At 61.3% G+C, this 22,576-nt stretch carries 21 protein-coding genes and 1 riboswitch; of the genes, 9 read left to right on the forward strand and 12 right to left on the reverse strand.

Going from position 1 to position 22,576, the window contains the following annotated elements; translation table 11 throughout:
* Positions 1–2: 2 nt before the first annotated feature.
* Entirely contained in the window at positions 3–203 is a 201-nt protein-coding gene (locus tag GJA_RS14995) for a hypothetical protein (RefSeq protein WP_038493565.1), read from the reverse strand.
* 75 nt (positions 204–278) lie between these two features.
* A complete protein-coding gene (locus GJA_RS15000) occupies positions 279–3,125 on the reverse strand; it encodes a M16 family metallopeptidase (protein ID WP_038493568.1) in 2,847 nt (948 codons plus the stop codon).
* A 153-nt stretch (positions 3,126–3,278) separates the two neighbouring features.
* A riboswitch (FMN riboswitch) is annotated at positions 3,279–3,433 on the forward strand.
* Between the two features lie 113 nt (positions 3,434–3,546).
* Here GJA_RS15000 and ribB point away from each other — a divergent pair.
* On the forward strand, positions 3,547–4,191 hold the full coding sequence (gene ribB / locus GJA_RS15005) for a 3,4-dihydroxy-2-butanone-4-phosphate synthase (RefSeq protein ID WP_038493570.1): 645 nt from the start codon (positions 3,547–3,549) through the stop codon (positions 4,189–4,191).
* 42 nt (positions 4,192–4,233) lie between these two features.
* Here the strand turns inward: ribB and GJA_RS15010 are convergent, their stop codons facing one another.
* On the reverse strand, positions 4,234–5,643 hold the full coding sequence (locus GJA_RS15010) for an MFS transporter (RefSeq protein ID WP_038493573.1): 1,410 nt from the start codon (positions 5,641–5,643) through the stop codon (positions 4,234–4,236).
* A gap of 152 nt (positions 5,644–5,795) precedes the next feature.
* Here GJA_RS15010 and GJA_RS15015 point away from each other — a divergent pair, with 152 nt between their 5' ends.
* The 4 genes from GJA_RS15015 to GJA_RS15030 all read left to right on the forward strand — a co-directional run bounded on the left by GJA_RS15015 (position 5,796) and on the right by GJA_RS15030 (position 9,263).
* A complete protein-coding gene (locus GJA_RS15015) occupies positions 5,796–6,662 on the forward strand; it encodes a LysR family transcriptional regulator (RefSeq protein ID WP_038493576.1) in 867 nt (288 codons plus the stop codon).
* Positions 6,663–6,744: 82 nt separating this feature from the next.
* Positions 6,745–7,560 carry an MlaE family ABC transporter permease gene (locus GJA_RS15020; RefSeq protein ID WP_038493579.1) on the forward strand — a complete coding sequence of 272 codons (816 nt, stop codon included), beginning with the start codon at positions 6,745–6,747 and terminating at the stop codon, positions 7,558–7,560.
* Between the two features lie 18 nt (positions 7,561–7,578).
* Complete coding sequence (locus tag GJA_RS15025; RefSeq protein WP_038493582.1) at positions 7,579–8,580, forward strand: MlaD family protein; 1,002 nt, start codon at positions 7,579–7,581, stop codon at positions 8,578–8,580.
* Entirely contained in the window at positions 8,577–9,263 is a 687-nt protein-coding gene (locus GJA_RS15030) for a hypothetical protein (RefSeq protein ID WP_038493585.1), read from the forward strand. The genes GJA_RS15025 and GJA_RS15030 overlap by 4 nt, the downstream gene beginning before the upstream one ends.
* On the opposite strand, the gene GJA_RS15035 is transcribed toward GJA_RS15030, so the two are convergent.
* From GJA_RS15035 to GJA_RS15055, 5 genes are all read right to left on the reverse strand, one after another.
* Positions 9,260–9,709, reverse strand: a complete 450-nt coding sequence (locus GJA_RS15035) for a hypothetical protein (protein ID WP_038493588.1) — start codon at positions 9,707–9,709, stop codon at positions 9,260–9,262. The genes GJA_RS15030 and GJA_RS15035 overlap by 4 nt on opposite strands.
* A 58-nt stretch (positions 9,710–9,767) precedes the next feature.
* The gene (locus GJA_RS15040; RefSeq protein ID WP_038499966.1) at positions 9,768–10,286 is read right to left on the reverse strand and encodes a GNAT family N-acetyltransferase; all 519 of its coding nucleotides are present in this window, start codon (positions 10,284–10,286) and stop codon (positions 9,768–9,770) included.
* 15 nt (positions 10,287–10,301) lie between these two features.
* Positions 10,302–11,555, reverse strand: a complete 1,254-nt coding sequence (locus GJA_RS15045) for a DEAD/DEAH box helicase (protein WP_038493591.1) — start codon at positions 11,553–11,555, stop codon at positions 10,302–10,304.
* Positions 11,556–11,613: 58 nt separating this feature from the next.
* Positions 11,614–12,642 carry an Lnb N-terminal periplasmic domain-containing protein gene (locus tag GJA_RS15050; RefSeq protein WP_081905434.1) on the reverse strand — a complete coding sequence of 343 codons (1,029 nt, stop codon included), beginning with the start codon at positions 12,640–12,642 and terminating at the stop codon, positions 11,614–11,616.
* 103 nt (positions 12,643–12,745) lie between these two features.
* A complete protein-coding gene (locus GJA_RS15055) occupies positions 12,746–13,348 on the reverse strand; it encodes a TetR/AcrR family transcriptional regulator (protein ID WP_242404551.1) in 603 nt (200 codons plus the stop codon).
* Positions 13,349–13,416: 68 nt separating this feature from the next.
* Between GJA_RS15055 and GJA_RS15060 the strand changes: the two genes are divergently transcribed.
* Complete coding sequence (locus GJA_RS15060; protein ID WP_038493597.1) at positions 13,417–14,004, forward strand: isochorismatase family protein; 588 nt, start codon at positions 13,417–13,419, stop codon at positions 14,002–14,004.
* Between the two features lie 134 nt (positions 14,005–14,138).
* A complete protein-coding gene (locus GJA_RS15065) occupies positions 14,139–14,429 on the forward strand; it encodes a hypothetical protein (protein WP_144241552.1) in 291 nt (96 codons plus the stop codon).
* Between the two features lie 21 nt (positions 14,430–14,450).
* Here GJA_RS15065 and GJA_RS15070 read toward each other — a convergent pair whose 3' ends face one another.
* Positions 14,451–15,620, reverse strand: coding sequence for a mandelate racemase/muconate lactonizing enzyme family protein (locus GJA_RS15070; protein ID WP_038493603.1), 1,170 nt, complete (start codon positions 15,618–15,620; stop codon positions 14,451–14,453).
* Between the two features lie 93 nt (positions 15,621–15,713).
* Here GJA_RS15070 and GJA_RS15075 point away from each other — a divergent pair, with 93 nt between their 5' ends.
* Positions 15,714–16,610, forward strand: a complete 897-nt coding sequence (locus GJA_RS15075) for a LysR family transcriptional regulator (protein WP_038493606.1) — start codon at positions 15,714–15,716, stop codon at positions 16,608–16,610.
* A gap of 107 nt (positions 16,611–16,717) precedes the next feature.
* Positions 16,718–17,581 carry a flagellar motor stator protein MotA gene (gene motA / locus GJA_RS15080; protein ID WP_038493608.1) on the forward strand — a complete coding sequence of 288 codons (864 nt, stop codon included), beginning with the start codon at positions 16,718–16,720 and terminating at the stop codon, positions 17,579–17,581.
* 21 nt (positions 17,582–17,602) lie between these two features.
* On the opposite strand, the gene GJA_RS15085 is transcribed toward motA, so the two are convergent.
* The 3 genes from GJA_RS15085 to GJA_RS15095 all read right to left on the reverse strand — a co-directional run bounded on the left by GJA_RS15085 (position 17,603) and on the right by GJA_RS15095 (position 22,569).
* Complete coding sequence (locus GJA_RS15085) at positions 17,603–19,471, reverse strand: DUF4153 domain-containing protein (RefSeq protein ID WP_051780935.1); 1,869 nt, start codon at positions 19,469–19,471, stop codon at positions 17,603–17,605.
* A gap of 212 nt (positions 19,472–19,683) precedes the next feature.
* Positions 19,684–20,982 carry an isocitrate lyase gene (gene aceA, locus GJA_RS15090; protein ID WP_038493611.1) on the reverse strand — a complete coding sequence of 433 codons (1,299 nt, stop codon included), beginning with the start codon at positions 20,980–20,982 and terminating at the stop codon, positions 19,684–19,686.
* A gap of 384 nt (positions 20,983–21,366) precedes the next feature.
* Complete coding sequence (locus GJA_RS15095) at positions 21,367–22,569, reverse strand: MFS transporter (RefSeq protein WP_038499976.1); 1,203 nt, start codon at positions 22,567–22,569, stop codon at positions 21,367–21,369.
* Positions 22,570–22,576 lie beyond the last annotated feature (7 nt).

Below are 22,576 nucleotides of genomic sequence, written 5' to 3' on the forward strand. Positions count from 1 at the left end.
CATCAGGCCAAGGCTTCCTTGGCGGCTTCCTGCGGCGTCAAACCATCATAGAATTGGTCGGTGAACCACTCGACCTGCTCTTCGATATGTTCTTGCGCCTGCTCCAGGGTCGCCCCGCCGGCCACCAGAAAGCCTTCCACTTCGATACACCAGTGAATCAACGCCAGGGTTTCTGGATCGAGTTCTTCTTTCTTCTTAGCCATCTTGCTGCCTTTACAAGTTGTTATCAGTTACCTGTAATAGTTTAGCAGCAAGCAATACAGTTTCCACAAGATACCTTATTTTGCCTTGGCCAACGCCATTATTTTCTTTTCCGGATACAACACTACCTGCACATAATTATCCAGATTAAAATAGTGACGCGCCGCCTGCCTCAAGTCGTCGGTGCTGATCGCATTGACCCGCTGCGCATAATCGAGGATGGAACGGGGATCGGTGCCTTGCTGCACCGCGCCTTGCAAACGGTTCAGCCAATAACTGTTTTCGCGCAGCGACTTGCCCTGGTTCTTGATCCAGTTTTCCTTGACCTTGTCGAGATCCGAGGCCAGCGGACCGTCGGCCTGCATTTGCCGGATCACGTCGAACGTGGAAGCGATCACCTGATCGACCTTTTCCGGTCCGGTCGGCAAGTTGGCGCTGATGGTGTAGTGGCCATACGGGAATTTCGACAAGTCGGCGCGCAAGCCGCCGCCATAGATCAAGCCCCGTTTCTCGCGCAACTCTTCGATCAGGCGGATATTCATCACCTCGGTCAGCGCCATCAGCTTCATATTCGCGTCTTCGCCATACGCGGCATTGCCGGTGAAGGTGATCGATACATCGCTCTTCGCTTCGGCGCCGGCGAATACCTGTTTCTTGACCACGCCTTCGACCGGGCGCACGCCCAAGTCCTGGTAGGTGGTGCGGATATTGCCGGCCGGCAAGCTGGCCAGATAGGTCGCGATCAGCGGCTTGATGCGGGCCAGGTCAAAACTGCCGACGATAAAGAAGGTCATGTCCTTGGCGCTGGAAAAGCGCTGGCGGTAGATTTCCAGCGTGCGGTCCAGGCCGACCTTGTCGAAATCTTCCGGACGCGCCACTTTCGCCACCCGCGGATTGTCATTGAACAGCGCGCTTTGCACGGTATCGGCAAACACCGCTTCCGGCTGCGCCATATTGTTCCTCGCCATATCCTGCTGCCTGCTGATGAAGGATTGATACACCGCGCTATCCTTGCGCGGCGCCGTGAAATTCAGGTACACCAGTTGCAGCATGGTTTCAATGTCGGCGCTGCTGGAGCCGCCGCGCAAGCTTTCGCTCAAGTTACCCAGCGACGCGCCCAGGTAAACGGTTTTACCAGCCAGCATCTTTTGCAAATCGAATGGCGAGAAAGTCTTCAAGCCCATCTGGCCCGCGATCGAAGCGGCGTAGCGCGCATTGAACACATCGGCATCCGGAAACAGCGACTGGCCGCCGAAGCGCGTCGCGCTCATCAAGACCTGGTCGTTCTGGAAGTCGGTCGGTTTCAGCATCACCTTGACGCCATTGCTCAGGGTCAATTCGGTGACCCCGAGTTCCGCGATGGTTTTTTCCGATGCGATGGCGCCAGCCGGCGGCGGTGCATCCATCAGCTGCTTGCTAAGCACTTTTTCTTGCCGGGCGACTAGCGGCAAGCGTTCGGCGGCATCCACCGCGGCCAGCAGCGACGCGCTGCCCGGCACGCCATCGCTATTGGCGCCGTGCTCGGTGCCCATATACACCACCAGCTTTTTCTGGCCGGCCGGAATTTGCGTCGCCGCCACCTGGTTGACTTCGGCCAAGCTCACTTGCGGCAGCAATTCGCGGGCATAGCTGTATTCGTTGGCGATGCCCGGGATCGATTCGCGCTCCAGGAAGTTGCGCATGAATTCCGCCACATAAGCCGAAGAATCGGACTTGTCGCGCTCCTTGTACATGCGTTCATAGTTGCGCAGCATATTGGCGCGCGCCCGGTCCAGCTCGGCCTGGCTGAAACCGAAACGGCGCGCCCGCTCATCCTCTTGCACCAGCGCATTGATAGCAGGCACCACCCCCGCCTTGCCGATCATCGCGTAGGCGCTGAACGATTCATAACCGCGCACCAGCTTGCCGATCCCGCCGCCGCCCTGGATGAACGGCGGATTGGCTTGCTGCGTCAATTCCTGCATGCGCGCGCCCAGCATGCCGCCATACAGGTTTTCGATCATTTTCTGGCGGTAATCGGCGATCGTCACCGGCTCCCTGGCCTCCCGGATCGGGTAGCGGATGAACACGCTGTTGCTGTCGGCTTCCTTGTCGGTGATCACCAGCGCCTCGGTCTGGTCGCGCACCGGCACCTTGGCGTACAGCCGCGGCCGCTCATTGACCGGATTGGTCAATTTGCCGAAATGTGCCTGGATCATTTTTTCAGCGGCGGCCGGTTCGATATCGCCGACCACCACCACCGCCATCAAGTCGGGCCGGTACCAATCCCTGTAAAAGCGCCTGATCGCATCGTAGTGAAAATGCTGGATGATGTCTTCCTTGCCGATCGGCATGCGCTCGGCATAACGCGAGCCGTTCAGCAATTTCGGCAGCAAGACCTTGTTCATGCGGTCGCCGGCGCCCTTGCCGAGGCGCGCCTCTTCCAGGATGATGGCACGCTCGCTGTCGATGTCGGCGTCGTTGAACGACAAGCCGTGCGCCCAGTCTTCCAGCACCAGGAAACCGCGCTCCAGGTTTTCCTTCTTGTCGGTTGGAATCGGCAACACATACACGGTTTCATCGAAGCTGGTGTAGGCGTTCAAGTCGGCGCCGAATTTGACGCCGATCGATTGCAAGTAAGAAATCAATTCATTGCGCTTGAAATGGGTCGAACCGTTAAACGCCATGTGCTCGGTAAAGTGCGCCAAGCCTTGCTGGTCTTCATCTTCCAGGATCGAGCCAGCCTTGACCACCAGCCGCAGCTCGACCTTCTTTTCCGGCTTGCCATTCTTTTGTATGTAATACGTCAAGCCATTCGCCAGCTTGCCGACCGTGACGTCCGACGACAGCGGCAGCGGATCGCCGAGGCGCACCTCGGCATGGGCCAGCAGCGCACAGGCCAATAACAAGGCGCCGGCAATCGTTTTGAGGGGGCTGGATTTCATGTTGTCTCGTGAAAACTAAAATTAGCCATACAGTACACCGATTTCCCTGTGCTCATCCTTAAAACAAACTGATGATGGCGGTCTTGATGCCGGCCTGTGCCGGATTTTTCGGTTTCTGCTACACTGGCGGCGCCGGTCGAGTGACCGGTAACCATACGTCTTCGGGGCGGGGTGCGATTCCCCACCGGCGGTAAAACCGGCAACGGTTGAGCCCGCGAGCGCTTGCGGTGCGATATTAATACGGCAAGGTCAGCAGATCTGGTGCGAAACCAGGGCCGACGGTATAGTCCGGATGAAAGAAGATGTGCAGTAAACGTGGACACCGCTGACAGCGGTGCGGCCTGGGGCACTTGCGCCATGGCCGGACTCGTCTATTCGCTTGCCCTGGAGCGTTTTTCGCCTGTGCGAGGAGCGTTTCTTTATGTTAGTCAACAACACCAGTCCTACCCTCATCTCCACCGACCTGGAAGGCCGCATCCATGCGGCGCTGGACGCGATGCGCGCCGGCACCCCGGTGATCCTGCTCGATGATTTCGACCGTGAAAACGAGGCCGACCTGATCGTCGCCGCCGACCAGCTGACCGTCGAAACGATGGCGCTGATGATACGCGAGTGCAGCGGCATCGTTTGCCTGTGCCTGCCGGCCGACACGGTGCGCGCATTGGAATTGGCGCCGATGACGCAAGACAACCAGAGCAGCTACGGCACGCCGTTCACCGTGTCGATCGAAGCGCGCCACGGCGTGACCACCGGCGTGTCGGCGGCCGACCGCGTCACCACCATCCGCGCGGCGGTGGCCAAGGACGCCAAGCCGGGCGACCTGGTCAGCCCGGGCCACGTATTCCCGCTGCGCGCCACGCCGGGCGGCGTGCTGGCCCGCAAGGGCCACACCGAAGGCTCGGTCGACCTGGCCACGATGGCCGGTCTGAACCCGGCGGCGGTCCTGTGCGAATTGATGAATCCGGACGGCACCATGATGCGCGGCGAAGACATCGAACGCTTCGCCGCCTTGCACGGCATGCCGATCCTGACCATCGCCGAAATGATCGCATGGCGCAGCCGCTGATATATCATGCCGAGATGAAGCCGTATCACTCTCGCTGCGGCCTTATTCCGGCGTAAGCATTGCCCCGCCAGCCGCCGGCTGCGATGCCGGCATGCTGATATGCCGATACACCAGCCACGCGCCGGCCAGATAGACCAGGCCGATGAGGCTGAACGCCAGCGGCAGCCGCAAGGTCCAGTCCGGTACGCTGTGCAACACCGTGCCGATCACGGCCACGCCGACCAGCGCGCCGACTTGCCGGTTGGCGTTCAAGGCGGCCGCCGCGCTGTTCGCATAGGTCCGTCCCGCCACTTGCATCACCGTCGCCGTCATCGCCGGGATCGCTATCCCGATCGATACATTCATCAGCGCCGTACCGAGCGCCAGCAAGGCAAACGGCGTATGCGGTGTCAAGCGGGTCAAGACGAGCGCCATCAGCGCCGCAGACAGCAGACCGAACAGCATCGGCTTGCGCTTGCCGGCGCGCGCCGAAATCGGCCCCGACATGAAGTTGCCGACCGTGAACGCGGCCATCATCGGCAGCAATTTCAGGCCAGAATGCAAGGCGTCCGCCCCGCCCGCCTGCTGCAAGAATAAACTGAGCAAGAACAATTGGCCGAACACGGCAAAGTTGATCATGAAGCCGACCCCATTGGCGGCCGCGAAACTGCTGGTGTCAAACAAGGCGTGCGGCAACAAGGGATGTTTGCCGGCCCGTTCGCGCGCGAGCAGCGCCAGCACCGCACACACCGTCAGCACGGCGGCGGTCATTACCTGGCGCGAGGTCCAGCCCAGCGCAGGTCCTTCGATCAGCACAAAACTGAGCCCGGCCAGCGCGGCCACGCCCAGCGCATGGCTCAGCAGCGACAAGTCGCGCGGCTGTTTCGGCGGCGCCGCTATCAGCACTTGCGCCAGCACGATGCCCAGCAGGCCGATCGGGATATTCACCCAGAACACGCTGCGCCAGCCGAACTGGTGCACCAGCAAGCCGCCGATCAGCGGTCCGCTGGCGCCGGCGATGCCGACCAGCGCCGACCAACTGCCCAGCATCCTGGTGCGGGTGCGCTCGTCTTCATAAGCATGGGTCAGCAAGCTCAGCGAACTGGGCATGAACAGCGCCGCGCCGGCGCCCTGCAACAGGCGCGACGCGATCAGCGCATTGCCGCCCGGCGCCGCGCCGCACAAAATCGATCCCAGGATAAATAGCGCCAGGCCGCCCTGGTACACCGTTTTCGGGCCGAAACGGTCGGCCAGCGCGCCGCCGGCCAGCAGCAAGGCGGCAAACGTCAGCGTGTAGCCGTCGATCACCCACACCAGACCGGTCAGCGGGATATCCAGGCTCAACGCGATATCGGACAAGGCGACGTTGACGGCGGTGACGTCGATCATCGCCATCACAAAGCCGACCGCCAGCGTGGCCAGCACCAGCATGCCGGCCGGCTGTTGTTTATTCAAAGAAGTAGACACGATCATCCTTGCTGCCAGGTACGAGTAAATAGGCATTGTAGGACCGCTTGCGCAATGCAGTAAAGACGCATAATATCGGCACACCGATGCAAAAATGCATGGCGCTTGATTCGGGAGGAAACCTGTGGAGTGGAATAATTGATGGATTGGGACAATTGATGGATTGGGACAACGCCCGCATCTTTCTCGCCATTTACCGCGCCGGCACGCTGCGCGGCGCGGCGTCGCTGCTGCATATCGACCAGGCCACCGCCGGCCGGCGCCTGGCCGCGCTGGAAGATTCGCTCGGTGCGCGGCTGTTCCTGCGCACGCCTAGCGGCTACGTCGCCACCACCGCCGGCGAACTGGCGCTGACCGCCGCCGAATTGATGGAGCGCGCCGCCGACCAGTTGCAGCGCGAAATGCAAGGCATCGACAACCGCCTGTCCGGCACCGTGCGGGTAGCCACTACCGACACCATGGCCAGCCATTTTGTGATTGCCGCGATGCAGCGCCTGCATGCCAGCCATCCCGACATCCGCATCGTACTGATGGTCGGCACGCAAACCACCAGCCTGACCCGGCGCGAAGCGGACCTGGCCGTGCGTTCGCCGCGGCCGACCGATCCCGACCTGATTTCGCGCCACCTGGCCAAGCGCGGCCTGGGCTTGTACGCGGCCAAAAGTTATTTGGAAAAACATGGCGAACCGCAAGCCGGCGCTGGCTTGGCCGGGCATGACATCGTGATCTATCACCACTCGGTGGCGCCGCGCCATGCCGAAAAAATTTGCGGCGTGCCGGTGGCCAAGGCGCGCGTGGTCATGGAAGTCAATACCGGCATCATGCTGCAGGAAGCATGCGCGGCCGGACTGGGCATCGCCGAACTGGCGACCCACCTGGGCGATATCGATCCGCGGCTGCAACGCATCTGTCCCGAGCGTATCGAATATTACGATGTGTGGCTGGTCATGCACAGCGACTTGAGCCGCTCGGCGCGGGTGCGCGCGGCTGCCGACGCGATTGTCGCCTCGTTTCCTGGAAAGTAACTACAATGCAAACCAGCGTATCGCTCCAGCCGGCCCGCACAATTGACCGTGCCTGTCTGGTAGCGAGTGATAAGATGCCAACATGATTTCACCTGTCTCGCTACTACCCGGTTTGCGCCGCGTGCACCGCGGCGCCATGTTATGGCTCTACAGCTGGTGGCGCCTGGTGCATTTCGCCGTGCTGATTTTCTCGCTGGGCCTGTCGCCATCCAGTTTCAGCAAGTCCCACCGTCCTGTGCTGGCGCGCCGCATCGTGCTCAGCACCACCCCCAATTTGCTGTGGTTCACCGTGCTGACGGCGCTGGTCAGCCTGGTGCTGATACGCATCGTGGTGGTCACCGCCCTCAGCTACGGCTTGTCGCGTTATGCGCTGGAAATGGTGGTGCGCGTGCTGGTGCTGGAATTGATACCGCTGACGGCCGCGCTATTCGTCGCGCTGCGCATCACCTTGCCGGACGGAATCGCATTTGCCCAGCTACGCGCCAGCGGCGCGCTGACCACGCTGCAACGCCAGGGCGCCGACTTGCTGCGCCGCGAGTTTTTCCCGCGCGTCATGTCCGGCATCTTCGCGGTATGGATGCTGGCCGCCGTCAGTTGCGTAATGTCGCTGATCCTGGCCTATCTGACCATCTACGGTTTTACGCCGTGGGCGCTGCAAGGCTATACCCGGGTGGTCGGGCAGATCTTCAATCCGGCGGTGGCGCTGATCCTGATGCTGAAAGTAGTATTTTTCAGTTTCGCGGTCGGTTTGATCCCGATGGCGTCGTCGTTTTATGACGATGCATCCGGCGGACGCTACCAGCGCCTGATGGCGGCGCATGGCTTGTCCGAAATGCTGCGCCTGTTTTCCGTGATATTGATCATCGAGATTGCCTCGCTGATCAGTAATTACTATTAATAATAAAGACGCCAGACCATGACTGAAAAAATCCCTACGCCCGCTGAAATCCCGGACGCCGCGCTGCCGGCCGCGCCGCCGGTGCGCAACGCTGAATTGAAGGCCGGCATCTTGCTGGTGCTGATGTTCGTGCTGGTGGCCGGTTCGGTACTGTATCTGATGTATGCGCGCGGCGCCTTCGAAGCGACCCAGCGGCTGATCTTGAAGGCCGACGATTCGGACGGCGTGGTGGTCGGCATGGACGTGACCTTTTCCGGCTTCCCGGTCGGCCGCGTGCGGCGCATCGAACTGGGGCCGGACGGCAAGGCGCGGGTGCTGATCGACGTGCCGCGCAGCGATGCGCACTGGTTGCGCAGCAGCAGCATCTTTACGCTGGAACGGGGCCTGGTCGGCGGCGCCAAGCTGCGCGCCTTCAGCGGCATCCCGGACGATCCGCCGCTGCAAGACGGCGCCTCGCGCGACTTGCTGATCGGCGACCCCGGCGCGGAAATTCCGAAATTGCTGGCCGCCGCCAAGGATTTGCTGGCCAACCTGGGCAATTTGACCGCCGCCGATTCTTCGCTCGACAAGGCCTTGCACAATGTGCAGGACGTCACCGGCAAGCTGAATGGCCCGGCCGGCGCGATGGGCCTGATCGCCGGCGACGACAAGAATTCGCAGCAACTGATGACTCGTGCCAACACCTTGCTGGTGACGGTCGACCAGTTGGCCCTGAAAGCGGACCGGCTGATCGGCAACGCCAACCAGCGCGTGTTCGGCGACAAGGGCGTGATGACCGACGCCCAGGCCACCATCGTGCAATTGAATGCCTTGCTGGCCGACACCCGCAACAGCATGAAGAAACTGGACGCGGTGCTGGTCGAGGCGCAAGCCGTCGGCGCCAACGCCAGGGCCGCCACCGCCGACCTGGGGCCGCTGCGCGCCGACGTCGAAACCAATTTGCGCAAGGTCGAACAGCTGGTCAATGAAATCAACCGCAAATGGCCGTTCAAACGCGATCCGGAGATCAAACTGCCATGAAAAAAGTGTCACTCACGTCGCGCCTGTTGATCAGCGCAGCCATCAGCGCCGCGCTGGCCGGCTGCTCCAGCGGCCCGCCGGTACCCGACTGGAAAATGAATGCGCAAAGTTCGATCGAGCGTTTTGAAGCGGCCTACCTGAACGGCAAGGCGCTGGTCGAAACCAGCGAATTCAAGCGCGCCCGCGATGCCATCTCCGCCACCGGCAAGATCGAGCTGGTGGCGCGCCTGGAGCTGGTGCGCTGCGCCACCCGCGTGGCCAGCCTGGTCTTCGACGATTGCGGCGGATTCGACCAACTGAACCAGGACGCCGCTCCGGCCGACCGCGCGTATGCCGCCTATCTGGCCGGCAAGGCGCAAGCGGGCGATATCGCGCTGCTGCCGGAACCGCATCGCGCGGCCGCCGGCGCCGGCTCGGAGCCGGCCGCCGCCGCCGCGGTGGCGGCCATCAAGGACCCGCTGGCGCAACTGGTCGCGGCCGGCGTGCTGTTCCGCAGTAACCGGGCCAGCCCGGCCTTGCTGGCCACGGCGGTCGACACCGCATCGGCGCAGGGCTGGTCGCGTCCGCTGCTGGCCTGGCTGGGCGTGCAGGCGCTGCGCGCCCGGCAAGCCGGCGATACGCAGGAAGCGCAACGCTTGCGGCGGCGCATGGATTTGGTGGCAGGCAAGGACAGCGCGAGTTAATTCGGGCAGGCAATCTTTCGATAGAAAACAAAACCGCCAAAATGCAGCGTGTCGGTTTCCGGACCTACCGCATAGACCAGCGTGCGTTTGGCGGCGTCGATCCGCAGCAGCGATCCGGCATGCTGCTGTAGCTGGTATTGCGCCGTTTCCAGCGGAAATGCCTGATTGCCGCCCAGTTGTATGCGCAGTTCGGACTTGGCCGCGTCGTACGACCAATGGCCGGGGTTATAAAAAGTAAACCCGCCAACAAAATGCAAGGCGCCGCTGTTGGCCAGCTTCATGCAAATACCGGGAAATTCGGCTGGCGGATTAAACCAGGTCGCGGCCAGGTCATCGCCACCCGGCTTGACCGGGGCGCCGGCGGCATCATGCGGCGCATTGCCGCCGGCACCCGCTGGCGGCTTGACGGTCTGGCATCCCGCCAGCGCCAGGCACATCAGCGTCATCCAGGCCAGGCCGCTTATTATCCGCCTCCTCATCCGCATCACCATTGCATGTCCCCGTTTATTGTAATTGCAGCGTCATCAACTGTTCGTCATAAAATTGGTCGCCAAGCCGCAATGCACGCGGTTCGATACCGAAGGCGACAAAACCCAGCGACTCATACAATTTCCTGGGCGCCGCATTGTCGGCGTTCACGCCCAGGTACAGCTGGAACAAGCCCTGGTCGGCGCGGGCGCGGGCGATTTGCGCCCGCATCAACTCGCCGGCGATGCCCTTGCCGCGATAAGCGGGATCGACAAACACACCCCAGATGGTCGCCTTGTGCAGCGTCTTTTTCAAGTCGCCGCGCTTCAAGCCGACGATGCCGATCAATTGTTCCCCGTCAAAAGCGCCGAACACCGCCTGGCTGGCATCCGGCGTAATGCGCTGGGCGATCTGCTGCAGCGTGCGCGCTTCTTTTTCGTCCCGCGAAAACACGATCGCACCGGGATCGCTGTCGATCGCCAGCAAGCGCAAGGCCTTGAATGCGCCGGCGTCGTCCGCGGTCAATAGCCTGATGGTGATAGCTTGAGTAGCCATGCTGTCCAATCCATCTTACTCAACCGGATCATTCTTTGCCGCCGCTTCGCGCAATTTATCCTTCTTGCTCTTGCGCGCCCCCTTGATGCCGCCATTGACGGTATCGGTCACCGATGTCACCGCCCTGGCCACTGCCACCGGCTCGAAACCGGCGATCTGTTCGCGGGCCAGACGCAGGCCGTTGCGGTTTTCGATCAGGCGCCAATGCGCTTCGGTATCGGCCGATACAAAGCTGATGGCGACGCCGCTTTCGCCGGCGCGGCCGGTACGTCCGATGCGATGTATGTAATCTACCGCGGAACGGGGCAAGTCGTAATTGACGACGGCCGGTAGTTGAGCGATATCAATCCCGCGCGCGGCAACGTCGGTCGCCACCAACACTTGCAAGCGGCCAGCCTTGAAGTCGGCCAGCACCTGGCTGCGCGTGCCCTGGCTGAATTCGCCGTGCAATGCGCCGACATGCAAGCCGCCGCGCTGCAATTTGCCGGCCACGTGTTCGGCCGCGTATTTGGTCGCGACGAAGACCAGCACCCGGTCCCAGTGGTTTTGCAGAATCAGATACTTGAGCAGCTGGGTGCGGCGCGCCACGTCGACCTTGATGACGCGCTGCACGATGTCGGGCGCGTTGTGCGGCTCGGCGGCCACTTCGATGCGCACCGGATCACGCAGCATGGTGTCGGCCAGCGCCTGCACGTCTGGCGGAAAGGTGGCCGAGAAAAACAGGTTCTGGCGCCTGGCCGGCATCAGCGACAGGATGCGTTTTAATTCTTCGCTGAAACCCAGGTCCAGCAAGCGGTCGGCTTCATCCAGCACCAGCATGGCGACGCCGGACAATGTCAAGGCATTGTGGTCGATCAAGTCGAGCAAGCGGCCCGGCGTGGCGACGACGATGTCGGCGCCGCCGCGCAAGCCCATCATTTGCGGATTGATCGATACGCCGCCGAACAGCACGGCGATTTTCAGGCGCAGCGGCAAGTGCCTGGCCAGCGCGGTGAGCGTGTCGCCCACCTGGACCGCCAGTTCGCGGGTCGGCACCAGGATCAGCGCGCGCACCTGGCGCGGGCCGTTCGCGGGCGCCATCAGCGCTTGCAGCAGCGGCAGAGAATACGCGGCGGTCTTGCCCGAGCCGGTCTGCGCCGCGCCCAGCACATCGCTGCCGCGCAAAATGGCGGGAATGGCGCCGGCCTGGATCGCGGTCGGCGCGGTGTAAGCGGCCTTGTCGACAGCGCGGACCAGCGCGGGAATCAGACCCAGTGAAGAAAATGGCATAACGGGCCTTAACAGATATCAGACCCGCCAGTATAAAGCAGGCCATGCCCGCGGTGTGTTATTGCTTGACTGCCGGCGCCAGCGGCATGCCGGCGCGTATCGCTTGCGAAAAGTTAGGGGTCTCGTTGGCGGCGCGCGCGCGGGCCGTGATATGGCCCGCCGCGCGCAATTGGCTGAAGGTGTAGCCTGGTACCAATGCGCCGACGTCGAACAGGTAGCGGTCCAGGTAGCCCGAGGCCAGCAGCCGGTAATCCATCGGCAGGCCCGGCACGATGCGGCGCGCCATTTCGAAAATGATGGTGGTGCAATTGGCCGTCAACGTATTGTAGAAACGCGGCGCGCGCTGCAGTTCGTAGCCCTCGTCCACATAGGCCATGAACAGCGAACGCATCGCCGCGCGCGGCATCATGGCGCGGTACAGCTGCATGTCTTCGCCCCGTACATTGGTGCGCACGCGCAAGATATCGCGTTCGTCGGCGGCAATCAAACTGGTTTCGAAATGCTTGAAGAAACCGCCGATGGCGGAAAAACTTTCGCCGCGCTGCTTGCGGATTTCAATCGAAAACGTCAGGTAGCGGCCATCGTCGAAACCGAACGACACCAGCGTGTGCGCGATCAGCGGCCCGGTCCAGTACGACAGCGCCACATCGACCGTTTTCAAGCGATCCAGGTCATACGTGCGCGATTCCCAGCGCGCGGTGTAATCGGTATCGCTGCGCCAGTCGAAATTGCGCACGTTATCCAGCGTCACCAGGCTGCCATTGACCCTGCCGCTGACCATGCGCGACACGTCGTCGGCCCAGACCCGGTCTTGCGACGGCGCAATGAGACTCCACCAGCCCAGCATCAACACAAAGCCCGCGCCATACGGCAGCAAGGCGCGGGCCGAACCGCGCTGCCACCACAGCAGCACCGAACCGATGCCCAGCGCGGCCCACAAGACGGCGCCGATCGATTGGGCCGCGAGACCGCCCGCCAGGTGATACCACAAGGCCAGCGCGCCCCACGCCGCCGACAGCAGCACCAGCAACGAACCGAGCACGCGGCCGCTCATCGTCAGCCAGGTTGATGTCCAAAGTTTAGTCATGCGGCTACCGTTTCATCAGGAAATAGTGTGATAAAAAATTCATGATGGCGAGATTATAGGGGAAGCGCCGATTTGCCGGTGATCGCACAGTTAAAGCACAGAACTAGGCCAGCCGCGCCGTCAAATAACTCGACAGCACCAGCTTGAACTCGGCCACCAGCGCGCGCCGCTCGGCCGCACCGGCCGGCGACAGCAAGGGATTCAGGCTTTTCACCACTTGCAACACGACATTGGCCATGCGCAAGGCTTGCTCATCGTTCAAGGCCGGCTGTTTTTGCTGGAAGGCACGGCCGAATTTTTCGCGCAGCCGATGGCGCGCATCGGCGTCGCGCTGGTAATTCAGCGGCGCATTCAAGACCGCGAAATAACCCGGCCGTTCGATGACAAAGCCCACCATCAAATCGATGATGCGTTCGGACAATTCCAACACGCCGAGCGGGGCCGCATCGGCGATCAAGCCATCCCAGCGGCGCTCCATTTCCTCGCCATACATGGAGCGCAAGGCGCGCACGATGGCGTCCTTGTTCGGGAAGTATTGATATACGGCGCCGATCGACGACGCCGAGCGCGCGGCGATCGCCGTCATCGTCGCGGCATCATAGCCGACCTCGCCCATCACCTCGGCGGCTGCTTCCAGCATCGCGCGCACGCGCAAGGCGCCGCGCCGCTGCTGGGGTTTGCGCCGGACGGCGGAAGAGGATGGCATGGTATCTGAGGACATGCTCAGATTATAACGTATAATATCTGAGTACACCCTCACATATAGGAGCCGGCATGAACCCGATTTCGTTTGACCCCAGCCGCACCGCGCTGGTGCTGATCGACCTGCAGCACAGCAATGTGGCGCGCGAACTGGCGCCCCACTCCGCGCAGCAAGTGCTGGACCATAGCGTGCAACTGGCTGCAGCGATGCGCCGGCGCGGCGGCACGGTGGTGTATGTGCGGGTACTGGTGAAAGAGTTGCTGCATCTGCCGGCCGATGTCGCGCTGTCGCGTCCGCCATCCGCGCCGCCGCTGCCCGAGAACGCCGCCGAACTGGTGCCGCAAGCGGGTTACCAGCCAGGCGATATCGTCATCGCCAAGCGCCAGTGGGGTGCGTTCCAGGGTACCGACCTGGACCAGCAATTGCGCCGGCGCGGCATCGGCACCATCATCCTGACCGGCATCGCGACCAATTTCGGCATCGAATCGACGGCCCGCGCGGCCGCCGACCAGGGTTATGCGGTGATTTTTGCCGAAGATGCGATGACCAGCCTGCGGGCGGATTTGCACGAATTTTCCATCAAGAATGTGTTCCCCTTCATCGGCAAGGTGCGCTCGAGCGCCGACCTGACGGCGTTCCTGGCAAGCGATGCTGCTTGACGCTGATCGTCCACAGCCCGTCCAGGACTTGCACATAGCAAGCCCTGGACAATACAATTGTGATGGCAGGCCCTCAATCACATTGCAAAAGGTGGAACATCATCGTCACCAAGAATAAAATCGACGCTTTATATGTGAAGTTCAAAGCAAACTCTCCCATTACCGTCAACCGAGACACCGTCAACGCCATGGCGCAGCATTTCGCCCAGGACACCACTTTCGTGACGCACCTTGCGCTGGCCCGGCTGCGCGACGACATTGCCGCCGGACGGCTGGACATGGCGCATGCGCTGCCGCTGGCCGGCGCCGAATGGAGCCCGCCGGCCAACCCGGTGCGCGAACGCGGCGGACATCCATTGAAGTCCGCCGAACTGGCGTGGCAAGAAGATATCCAGCAACTGGCCGACGCCTTCAACAAGATGTAATCAACAATGCAGCGGCCGGCATCACTGGCCGCTCAGCGCCCGCATTTCACTGTACAGATTGGCCTTGCCTTCAAAACCGATGCCGACCAGCTTGGGCATGGTGATATAACCTTGCTCGACCGATACGCCATCCGGGAAACCGCCGAAAGGCTGGAATAAATCCGGATAGGATTCATTGCCACCCAAGCCCAATCCGGCCGCGATATTGAGCGACATCTGGTGGCCGCCGTGCGGAATGCAGCGGCTGCGCGACCAGCCGTGCTGCTGCAGCATGTCCAGCGTGCGCAAGTATTCCACCAGGCCATAACTCAAGGCGCAATCGAATTGCAGCCAGTCGCGGTCGGCGCGCATGCCGCCGTAACGGATCAGGTTGCGCGCATCTTGCATCGAGAACAGGTTCTCGCCGGTCGCCATCGGTTTGTCGTAATAGTTGCGCAAAGTGGCTTGCAATTCGAAGTCGAGCGGATCGCCCGCCTCTTCATACCAGAACAGGTCGTACTGGCGCAGCGCCTTGGCGTAGGCAATCGAGGTGTCGAGGTCGAAACGGCCATTGGCGTCGACGCACAGTTTCTGGCCGTCCTGCAATACTTCCATGATGGAATCGATGCGCCGCAAATCCTCGTCCAGCGAGGCGCCGCCGATCTTTTTCTTGACCACCGTGTAGCCGCGGTCGATATAGCTGCGCATTTCATCCTTCAGCGCGTCATGGCTTTGGCCCGGATAATAATAACCGCCAGCCGCGTAGACGAAAATTTTCTTGTCCGGCGTGCCGGTGCCGTAGCGTTCCGACAGCAACTGGTACAAGGGCTGGCCGGCGATCTTGGCCACCGCATCCCAGATCGCCATGTCGATGGTGCCGATCGCCACCGAACGTTCGCCGTGGCCGCCCGGCTTTTCATTGGTGTACATGCAATCCCAGATCTTGTGCGGGTCGAGGTTGCCGCCGTCATCGCTGACCAGGCTGGCCGGGTCGGCTTCGAGGATGCGCGGAATGAAGCGTTCGCGCATCAGCATGCCCTGGCCGTAGCGGCCATTCGAATTAAAACCGTAGCCGACCACCGGCTTGCCGTCGCGGATCACATCGGTGATCACCGCCACCAGGCTCAAGGTCATTTTGCTGAAATCGATGTAGGCGTTGCGGATCGGCGAGCTGATCGGGATGGTTTTTTCGCGGATGTCGACGATTTTCATGATGGGCTTTCTTAAGGAAGAAGGAATGCCGCAAGCATACTATTCAAACATAGTCGTATAATTTACCGCAATGAAAACCATTATTAACTTCAAGTGAAAAATGATATCCAGTCGGAATTGGCGTTCTTTGTCTTGCTGGCCAAGCTGGGCAGCCTGTCGGCCACCGCGCGCGAACTGGGCGTCACGCCGCCGGCGGTGACCAAGCGCTTGATGCTGATGGAACAACGGCTCGGCGTGCGCCTGGTCAACCGCACTACCCGGCGCATCAGCCTCAGCGCCGAAGGCGAAACCTATCTGCAGCAAGCCACCCGGATTCTCGACGCAATCCGCGACATGGAAGAATCGGTGTCCAGCGGCCGCGCCGAACCGAAGGGCTTGCTGAAGGTCAACTCCACGCTGGGTTTCGGGCGCACCGTGATCGCGCCGCTGGTATCGCGTTTCGCGCAGCGCCATCCCGACGTCGAAGTGCGGCTGCAATTGACCGACCGGCCGATCAACCTGGTCGAGGAAGCGTATGACCTGGCCATCCGCTTCGGTGAATTGCCGGACACGCGGCTCAGTGCGCGCAAGATCATGTCGAACCGGCGTTTCCTGTGCGCCTCCCCGGCCTATCTGCAACAGGCCGGCGTGCCGCAGGTGGCCGACGACTTGACGCGTCACCGCTGCATCTTGCACCGCCAAAACGACGACGCCTACGGCATCTGGCGGCTCGAAAAAGGCCGCAAGGTGGACACCGTCAAAGTGCGCGGCGCGGTGGCCAGCAACGATGGCGACGTGGTGCTGGGCTGGGCGCTCGACGGCCACGGCATCTTGCCGCGCTCCGAATGGGACCTGGCCAAATATCTCGATAGCGGCCGCCTGCAAGTCGTGTTGCCCGACTACACGCTGGAGCCGGCCGACCTGTACGTGTATTATCCCAGCCGCGCGCATTTGCCGGCACGGATGCGGACCTTCATCGACTTCCTGGTGGCCAGCCTGACGCAGAAATAGTCTGCTGCACCGCAAAAAATCTTGCATTAAACTGCCGCGCCGCTGGCTAAGCCACCCAGAACAAGAGTAACATTGCGACACAGCAATATTACTGCAGGAGTAAGGTTTTGTTAGTTATTCTCGGATTTCTCGTCGTCTTATTATCCGTTTTTGGCGGATTTGCCATGCAGGGCGGCCACTTGGCCGCGCTGTTCCAACCGCTGGAATTGCTGATGATAGGCGGCGCCGCGGTCGGCACCTTTATCGTCGCCAATGACGGCAAGGCCATCAAGGCCACGCTGAACGCGCTGCCGACCTTGCTGCAAGGCTCGAAATACACCAAGGCGCTGTATATGGAATTGATGGGGCTGATGTATGAAATCCTCAGCAAAATCCGCAAGGAAGGCTTGATGTCGATCGAGGACGATATCGACGATCCCTACCGCAGCCCGCTGTTCGTCAAATATCCGTACACCTTGTCGGATGAACATATCCTGGAATTCATCACCGATTATTTGCGCTTGATGGTGTCCGGCAATATGGATGCTTACCAGATCGAAAACCTGATGGATAACGAAATCGAGACCCATCATGAAGACGCCGAAATGCCGATCCAGACCATTTCGCAACTGGCCGAAGCGATGCCGGCGTTCGGCATCGTCGCGGCGGTGATGGGCGTGGTGCATACGATGGCGTCGGTCGGCTTGCCGCCGGCGGAACTGGGGGTGCTGGTGGCGCAGGCGCTGGTCGGCACCTTCATCGGCATCTTGCTGGCCTACGGTTTTGTCGCGCCGCTGGCCAGCCTGTTAAAACGCAAGCACCATGAAACGTCGAAGATGTTCCAGTGCGTCAAGGTCACGCTGCTGGCCAGCCTGAACGGCTATGCACCGGCGCTGGCGGTGGAATTCGGCCGCAAGGTCATTTCAGCGACCGAGCGGCCCTCGTTCAACGAGCTGGAACGGCATGTGCGGCAAGTCAAGATCCGCCATTGAATCCCGCCCGGAATGCCTGACTCAAGGCGCGGCCGAGTCCGCGTCATGATCGTCCTTGACGCACTTTTCAGCGTCGTCGGCATCGTTAACATCGCTCAACAGACTCAGGCGCAAACGCTTGCCGCCGATCTCCAGTTCCTTGAGCCGCGGCGCGACCAGCCGGAAGTCGCCGGCGCGCAGTTGTTCGCGCAGCGGCTTGCAGCGCAGCAGGGAGGAATTGATATGACCGTAGGCCTGCCAACTGCCATCGGCCTTTTCCATCAGCAGCAGCGCCTCGCTGCCCGGCTCGCTGGAAACCAGTAATACCTCCGGCTTGCCGTCGCCATTAAAGTCGAGCGGATAGGCGTCGCAATGCTTGCCGACTTGCTTCATACAGTCGGGCAAATACCAGGTCTGTTTCGGCACGCTCCAATCCTGGCGCAAAAAACTGTCGGGCAATTGCGCGGTTGCCGGCCGCACCGTCAGATTGAACGCCACATTCTTCAGCCGCACCTCGTCGCTCCAGCGGCTGGCGCGTTTTAATATGGCGTCGGCGCCGGCCCTGACCAGCGCCGCATCGGCGCCGCTGCTGCGCACCTTCAACTGTTCCAGCGCCGCGCGGCCGTAACGGGCGCCCTCGAAACGCAGGTACGCAAAATCGAACTTGTCGAGGCTGGTCTTGCCGGCCTCGAAACGCGCCATCTGGCTGGCGACCGCCAGCCGGGCCGGATCGGCCAGCGGCGAAAACAGCGCGAACAGCACGGCCAGCACGACAAAGGCGGTGGCCACGTTGACCTCGGCGATCTGGCTCAGCCAACTGCTGTTCTGGCGCGCCGCCCACGCATAGCCCAGCGCATAACAGGTGGCGACCACCAGGCAGGCGCAGGCGATGATGCGGTCCGAGGTCCAGCCATATTCGATCACGCGCACCGCCAGGGCGTAGATCGCGATGCCGACCACCAGCGGCAGCAGCAAGGCGGCCAGCCGGGTGCTGAGCTTGATCACCCGGGCCACACCCTGCCCCACTTGGCCATTCTGGAACGCGGCATTGATCAGCAGCACCAGCACGGCGGCCGTGCCGAGCAATACCGAGGTGGCGCGGCGCGTGGCCCACAGCTTTTCGATGCCGGTAAAAGGCAGGCTGAGCAGGAAGCCGGCCACCAGCAGCGCCGTCACCGGCAACAGCCACGACATAAGCACCAGCAACAAGGTGCGGATACCGCGCACGATCGCCGGCCGCACGTCGGTGATGTGGATCGCGCACGAAAAGGCGAAACACGTCACCGGGATCACGAACCACGAGTGGCCGATCAATTCTTTCAAGAAGTTCAGCTTGATCAGCAGGAAAAGCTGGGCGCCCATCCACAGCACCAGCCACAGCACGCCGACGAAGAATGCCGAAAACAGCAACTGGATGCCGAGCTTCCAGGCGGTTTCAAAATGGGTCGGATAGGTGGCGATGCGGCGCTGGTCCAGTCCGCCGGCCAGCACCAGCGTGTGGGCGATGAAAAAGCCGGCGATGCTGAACACTATCAGCAAGCCCGACAGCACCGACATCGGACCGGTGTTACGGTAAACGCTCCATGGTTCAAGGCCGCCGCTGCGCCAGATATCGTGCACCGCCAGCATCACCATGATCACTGCGGCGCTGGCCATCCACAGCGCGATGCGGCGGGCCGCCATATGGCCCAGGCTGGAAATCAGCAATACCGGCAAGATCACACTCATCAGCAGCAACGGCCCCAATACATACGGATCGCTGGCCGGCCAGGTTTTGCCCAGCATGGCGCTGGACAGGAAATACAGCGTTATGCCTTGCAGCAATCCGATCAGCAGCCGCGCGGCGGCAATCCGCGGCGCCACCACCGGATCAAGTAATACCGAGTCTTTTCCAGCGTTTGCCTGCTGCATGATTATCCTTGTATGAGCCGGGGAAATGCCTCACCCGTATCGGGGCATTATCACACTTCATTGCCTTCCTCTCAACGGTGATTCGATTGTCAATTCCAGCACGATGGCCCATGGATCGGCGACCGCACAAACGAAAAAACCGCGCCGGGATCGCCGGCGCGGCTTGATGGTCAGGAATATTCCCCTGCCCGGTGCCCTCTACGCATACAGTATCAGGCGACTTTTTTGGCGTCGAAGAATTGTTCGTCTTCGGTTGAGCCGTGCAGAGCTGTGGTCGAGCTTTGTCCTTGCTGGATGGCCTGGGTGACCGCATCGAAATAACCGGTACCGACTTCGCGCTGGTGCTTGACGGCGGTAAAGCCTTTTTCGGCGGCGGCGAATTCGGCTTCCTGCAATTCCACGAAGGCCGACATCTGATTGCGGGCATAACCGTGGGCCAGGTTGAACATGCCGTAGTTCAAGGCATGGAAACCGGCCAATGTGATGAACTGGAATTTGTAGCCCATCGCGCCCAGTTCTTTTTGGAACTTGGCGATGGTCGCATCGTCCAGGTTCTTTTTCCAGTTGAACGATGGCGAGCAATTGTAGGCCAGCAATTTGCCGGGGAACCTGGCATGCACCGCGTCGGCGAATTTCTTCGCGAATTCCAGGTCCGGCTTGCCGGTTTCGCACCACACCAGGTCGGCGTACGGCGCATACGCCAGCGCGCGCGAAATCGCCTGCTCGATGCCGGGACGGGTTTTGTAAAAACCTTCGACGGTGCGCTCGCCGGTACAGAATGGCCGGTCGTTGGTATCGACGTCGGACGTCAGCAAGTCGGCCGCTTCGGCGTCGGTGCGGGCAATCACCAGCGTCGAGGTACCCATGACGTCGGCCGCCAGGCGCGCGGCGGTCAGTTTTTCCACCGCTTCGCGCGACGGCACCAGCACCTTGCCGCCCATGTGGCCGCATTTCTTGACCGACGCCAGCTGGTCTTCGAAGTGAACCCCGGCAGCGCCGGCGTCGATCATCGATTTCATCAACTCATAGGCATTGAGCACGCCGCCGAAACCGGCTTCCGCATCGGCCACGATCGGTGCAAAGAAATCGATATCGTCCTTGCCTTCCGACCATTGAATCTGGTCGGCGCGGGTGAAGGTATTGTTGATGCGCTTGACCACGGTCGGCACCGAGTTGGCCGGATACAGCGATTGGTCGGGATACATTTCACCGGCGTTGTTGGCGTCGCCGGCTACTTGCCAGCCCGACAGGTAGATCGCTTTCAAGCCGGCCTTGACTTGCTGCATGGCCTGGTTGCCGGTCAGCGCGCCCAGCGCATTGACGAAGGGCTCATGATTGACCAGGTCCCACAATTTTTCGGCGCCGCGCTTGGCCAGCGTATGCTCGACTTGCAAGGAGCCGCGCAGACGAACCACGTCTTCGGCGGTGTAATTGCGCACGACGCCCTTCCAGCGCGGATTGGTATCCCAGTCTTTTTGCAGCGCTGCGACTTGCTGTTCACGAGTTGCCATGGTGCTCTCCTATTGACATTCAAGTTAAAAAACGACATCCGTTAAACAAATAGTAGGCTCATTTGTGCAAGGCAGCAAGAGTCTTATATAAGACACATGAGTAAATTTTAATCGTTTAATTTCAAATACTTAAATATAAAATCCCATGATACGGAACGAAATTTCTCTGCGTGAGACGAGATGGATACACAAGCTGGTCACGTCATTTCACGATGCAAAATGCAATACGCGATGGTGAAAAAAGACGTGGAAAATGGCGCGTGGCGCAAAAATATAATACCTGCGAGCAAGTCAGCAAAACTTGTGAGATAGCAAGAAAACCAGGGACAGGCCTCGATTACCGGGCAATATATTGCCGGTTAATCGTAGCCTGTCCGTCCCGGCTTATGCCAGTTGCCGCGCACGGGTGTTACCGCCCACGCCGACCGCGGTGGCGATTGCCAGCGCCTGGAAGGCGCCGATCAGGATGAATACCAGCGATGGATGATTGCCATCCATCAGGGCGCCAAACAACAGCGGGCCGACCGCCAGGCCGCTGTCCAGCCCGGAATACACCACGCCATACACGCGGCCGGTGGCGTTTTTCGGCGCGGCGGCGCGTATCATCAAGTCGCGCGACGGCCCCGCCACGCCGGACGCCAGGCCAATCGCGCCCATCAGCACCAGTGCCGCCCAGGCCGGCACCGCGGCGAACGCCAGCAGTACCGCCAGCAAGGCGGCGACTGCAAACGCCAGCGCGATATTGCGGTCGTGCCGCTGGCTGCGCGCACCGACAAAACCGCCGAATGCCATGCCGACCGCGGACGCCAGCATGTACGCGGTGTAGGCGCTGGTGGCCAGCGCCAGGCTCATGTCATACAGCTTCACCAGCGCCACCGTGGCGAAACTCTGGATGCCGCCCAGCGCGATCGCGGTAATGAAGAAGAATGCAAAACACATCCACACCGACGGCAGACGCAAGAAGTCCAGCGTGTTGCCGCCCGCCGCTACGCTCTGGTGCACCGCCAACGGATCGGGCCGCAATGCATGCCGGTTCAGGAACAGGATCAGCAGCACGGCAAACGGCAGCACGGCGGCGCACAGCAGCGCGGTGCGCCAGTCGGAACGGGTGGCGACAAACGTCATGAACAGCGGCGACAAGGCCCAGCCGATATTGCCGCTGATGCCATGCACCGAAAAACCGTGCGCCAGGCGCGCCGCCGACACGCGCTGGGACAGCAAGGTGTAGTCGGCCGGATGAAACACGCTGTTGCCGACGCCGGCCAGCATGGCGCCTGCCATCAGCATGCCGTAGCTGTGGGCGCTGGCCAGCAGCAGCGCCGACAGGCCCAGTAGCGAGATGCCGGAAAACAAGACGGCGCGCGCGCCAAAACGGTCGACCACAAAACCGGCCAGCGCCTGGCCGATCCCGGAAATGATGAAAAACACCGTCATCAGCATGCCCAGCTCGGCATACGATAAATCGAAGGCCGGTTTCAGCCAGACGAACAGCGCCGCCAGGATCAAATGGTAAAAATGCGAAACGCCATGCGCCAGGCCAACCAGGCCGATCACGCGCGCATCCTGGCGCAAGGTAAGGTCGTTCATCATGCTC

It is taken from the genome of Janthinobacterium agaricidamnosum NBRC 102515 = DSM 9628 (assembly GCF_000723165.1).
GTDB lineage: Bacteria > Pseudomonadota > Gammaproteobacteria > Burkholderiales > Burkholderiaceae_D > Janthinobacterium > Janthinobacterium agaricidamnosum.

Coding starts and splice junctions, on each gene's coding strand:
- GJA_RS14995 (WP_038493565.1), bottom strand. CDS start 203: ATGGCTAAGAAGAAAGAAGAACTCGATCCAGAAACCCTGGCGTTGATT.
- GJA_RS15040 (WP_038499966.1), bottom strand. CDS start 10,286: ATGGCTACTCAAGCTATCACCATCAGGCTATTGACCGCGGACGACGCC.
- GJA_RS15020 (WP_038493579.1), top strand. CDS start 6,745: ATGATTTCACCTGTCTCGCTACTACCCGGTTTGCGCCGCGTGCACCGC.
- GJA_RS15035 (WP_038493588.1), bottom strand. CDS start 9,709: ATGACGCTGATGTGCCTGGCGCTGGCGGGATGCCAGACCGTCAAGCCG.
- GJA_RS15030 (WP_038493585.1), top strand. CDS start 8,577: ATGAAAAAAGTGTCACTCACGTCGCGCCTGTTGATCAGCGCAGCCATC.
- GJA_RS15055 (WP_242404551.1), bottom strand. CDS start 13,348: ATGCCATCCTCTTCCGCCGTCCGGCGCAAACCCCAGCAGCGGCGCGGC.
- GJA_RS15045 (WP_038493591.1), bottom strand. CDS start 11,555: ATGCCATTTTCTTCACTGGGTCTGATTCCCGCGCTGGTCCGCGCTGTC.
- GJA_RS15010 (WP_038493573.1), bottom strand. CDS start 5,643: ATGATCGTGTCTACTTCTTTGAATAAACAACAGCCGGCCGGCATGCTG.
- aceA (WP_038493611.1), bottom strand. CDS start 20,982: ATGGCAACTCGTGAACAGCAAGTCGCAGCGCTGCAAAAAGACTGGGAT.
- GJA_RS15070 (WP_038493603.1), bottom strand. CDS start 15,620: ATGAAAATCGTCGACATCCGCGAAAAAACCATCCCGATCAGCTCGCCG.
- GJA_RS15060 (WP_038493597.1), top strand. CDS start 13,417: ATGAACCCGATTTCGTTTGACCCCAGCCGCACCGCGCTGGTGCTGATC.
- GJA_RS15025 (WP_038493582.1), top strand. CDS start 7,579: ATGACTGAAAAAATCCCTACGCCCGCTGAAATCCCGGACGCCGCGCTG.
- GJA_RS15050 (WP_081905434.1), bottom strand. CDS start 12,642: ATGACTAAACTTTGGACATCAACCTGGCTGACGATGAGCGGCCGCGTG.
- GJA_RS15095 (WP_038499976.1), bottom strand. CDS start 22,569: ATGAACGACCTTACCTTGCGCCAGGATGCGCGCGTGATCGGCCTGGTT.
- GJA_RS15015 (WP_038493576.1), top strand. CDS start 5,796: ATGGATTGGGACAACGCCCGCATCTTTCTCGCCATTTACCGCGCCGGC.
- GJA_RS15085 (WP_051780935.1), bottom strand. CDS start 19,471: ATGCAGCAGGCAAACGCTGGAAAAGACTCGGTATTACTTGATCCGGTG.
- ribB (WP_038493570.1), top strand. CDS start 3,547: ATGTTAGTCAACAACACCAGTCCTACCCTCATCTCCACCGACCTGGAA.
- GJA_RS15000 (WP_038493568.1), bottom strand. CDS start 3,125: ATGAAATCCAGCCCCCTCAAAACGATTGCCGGCGCCTTGTTATTGGCC.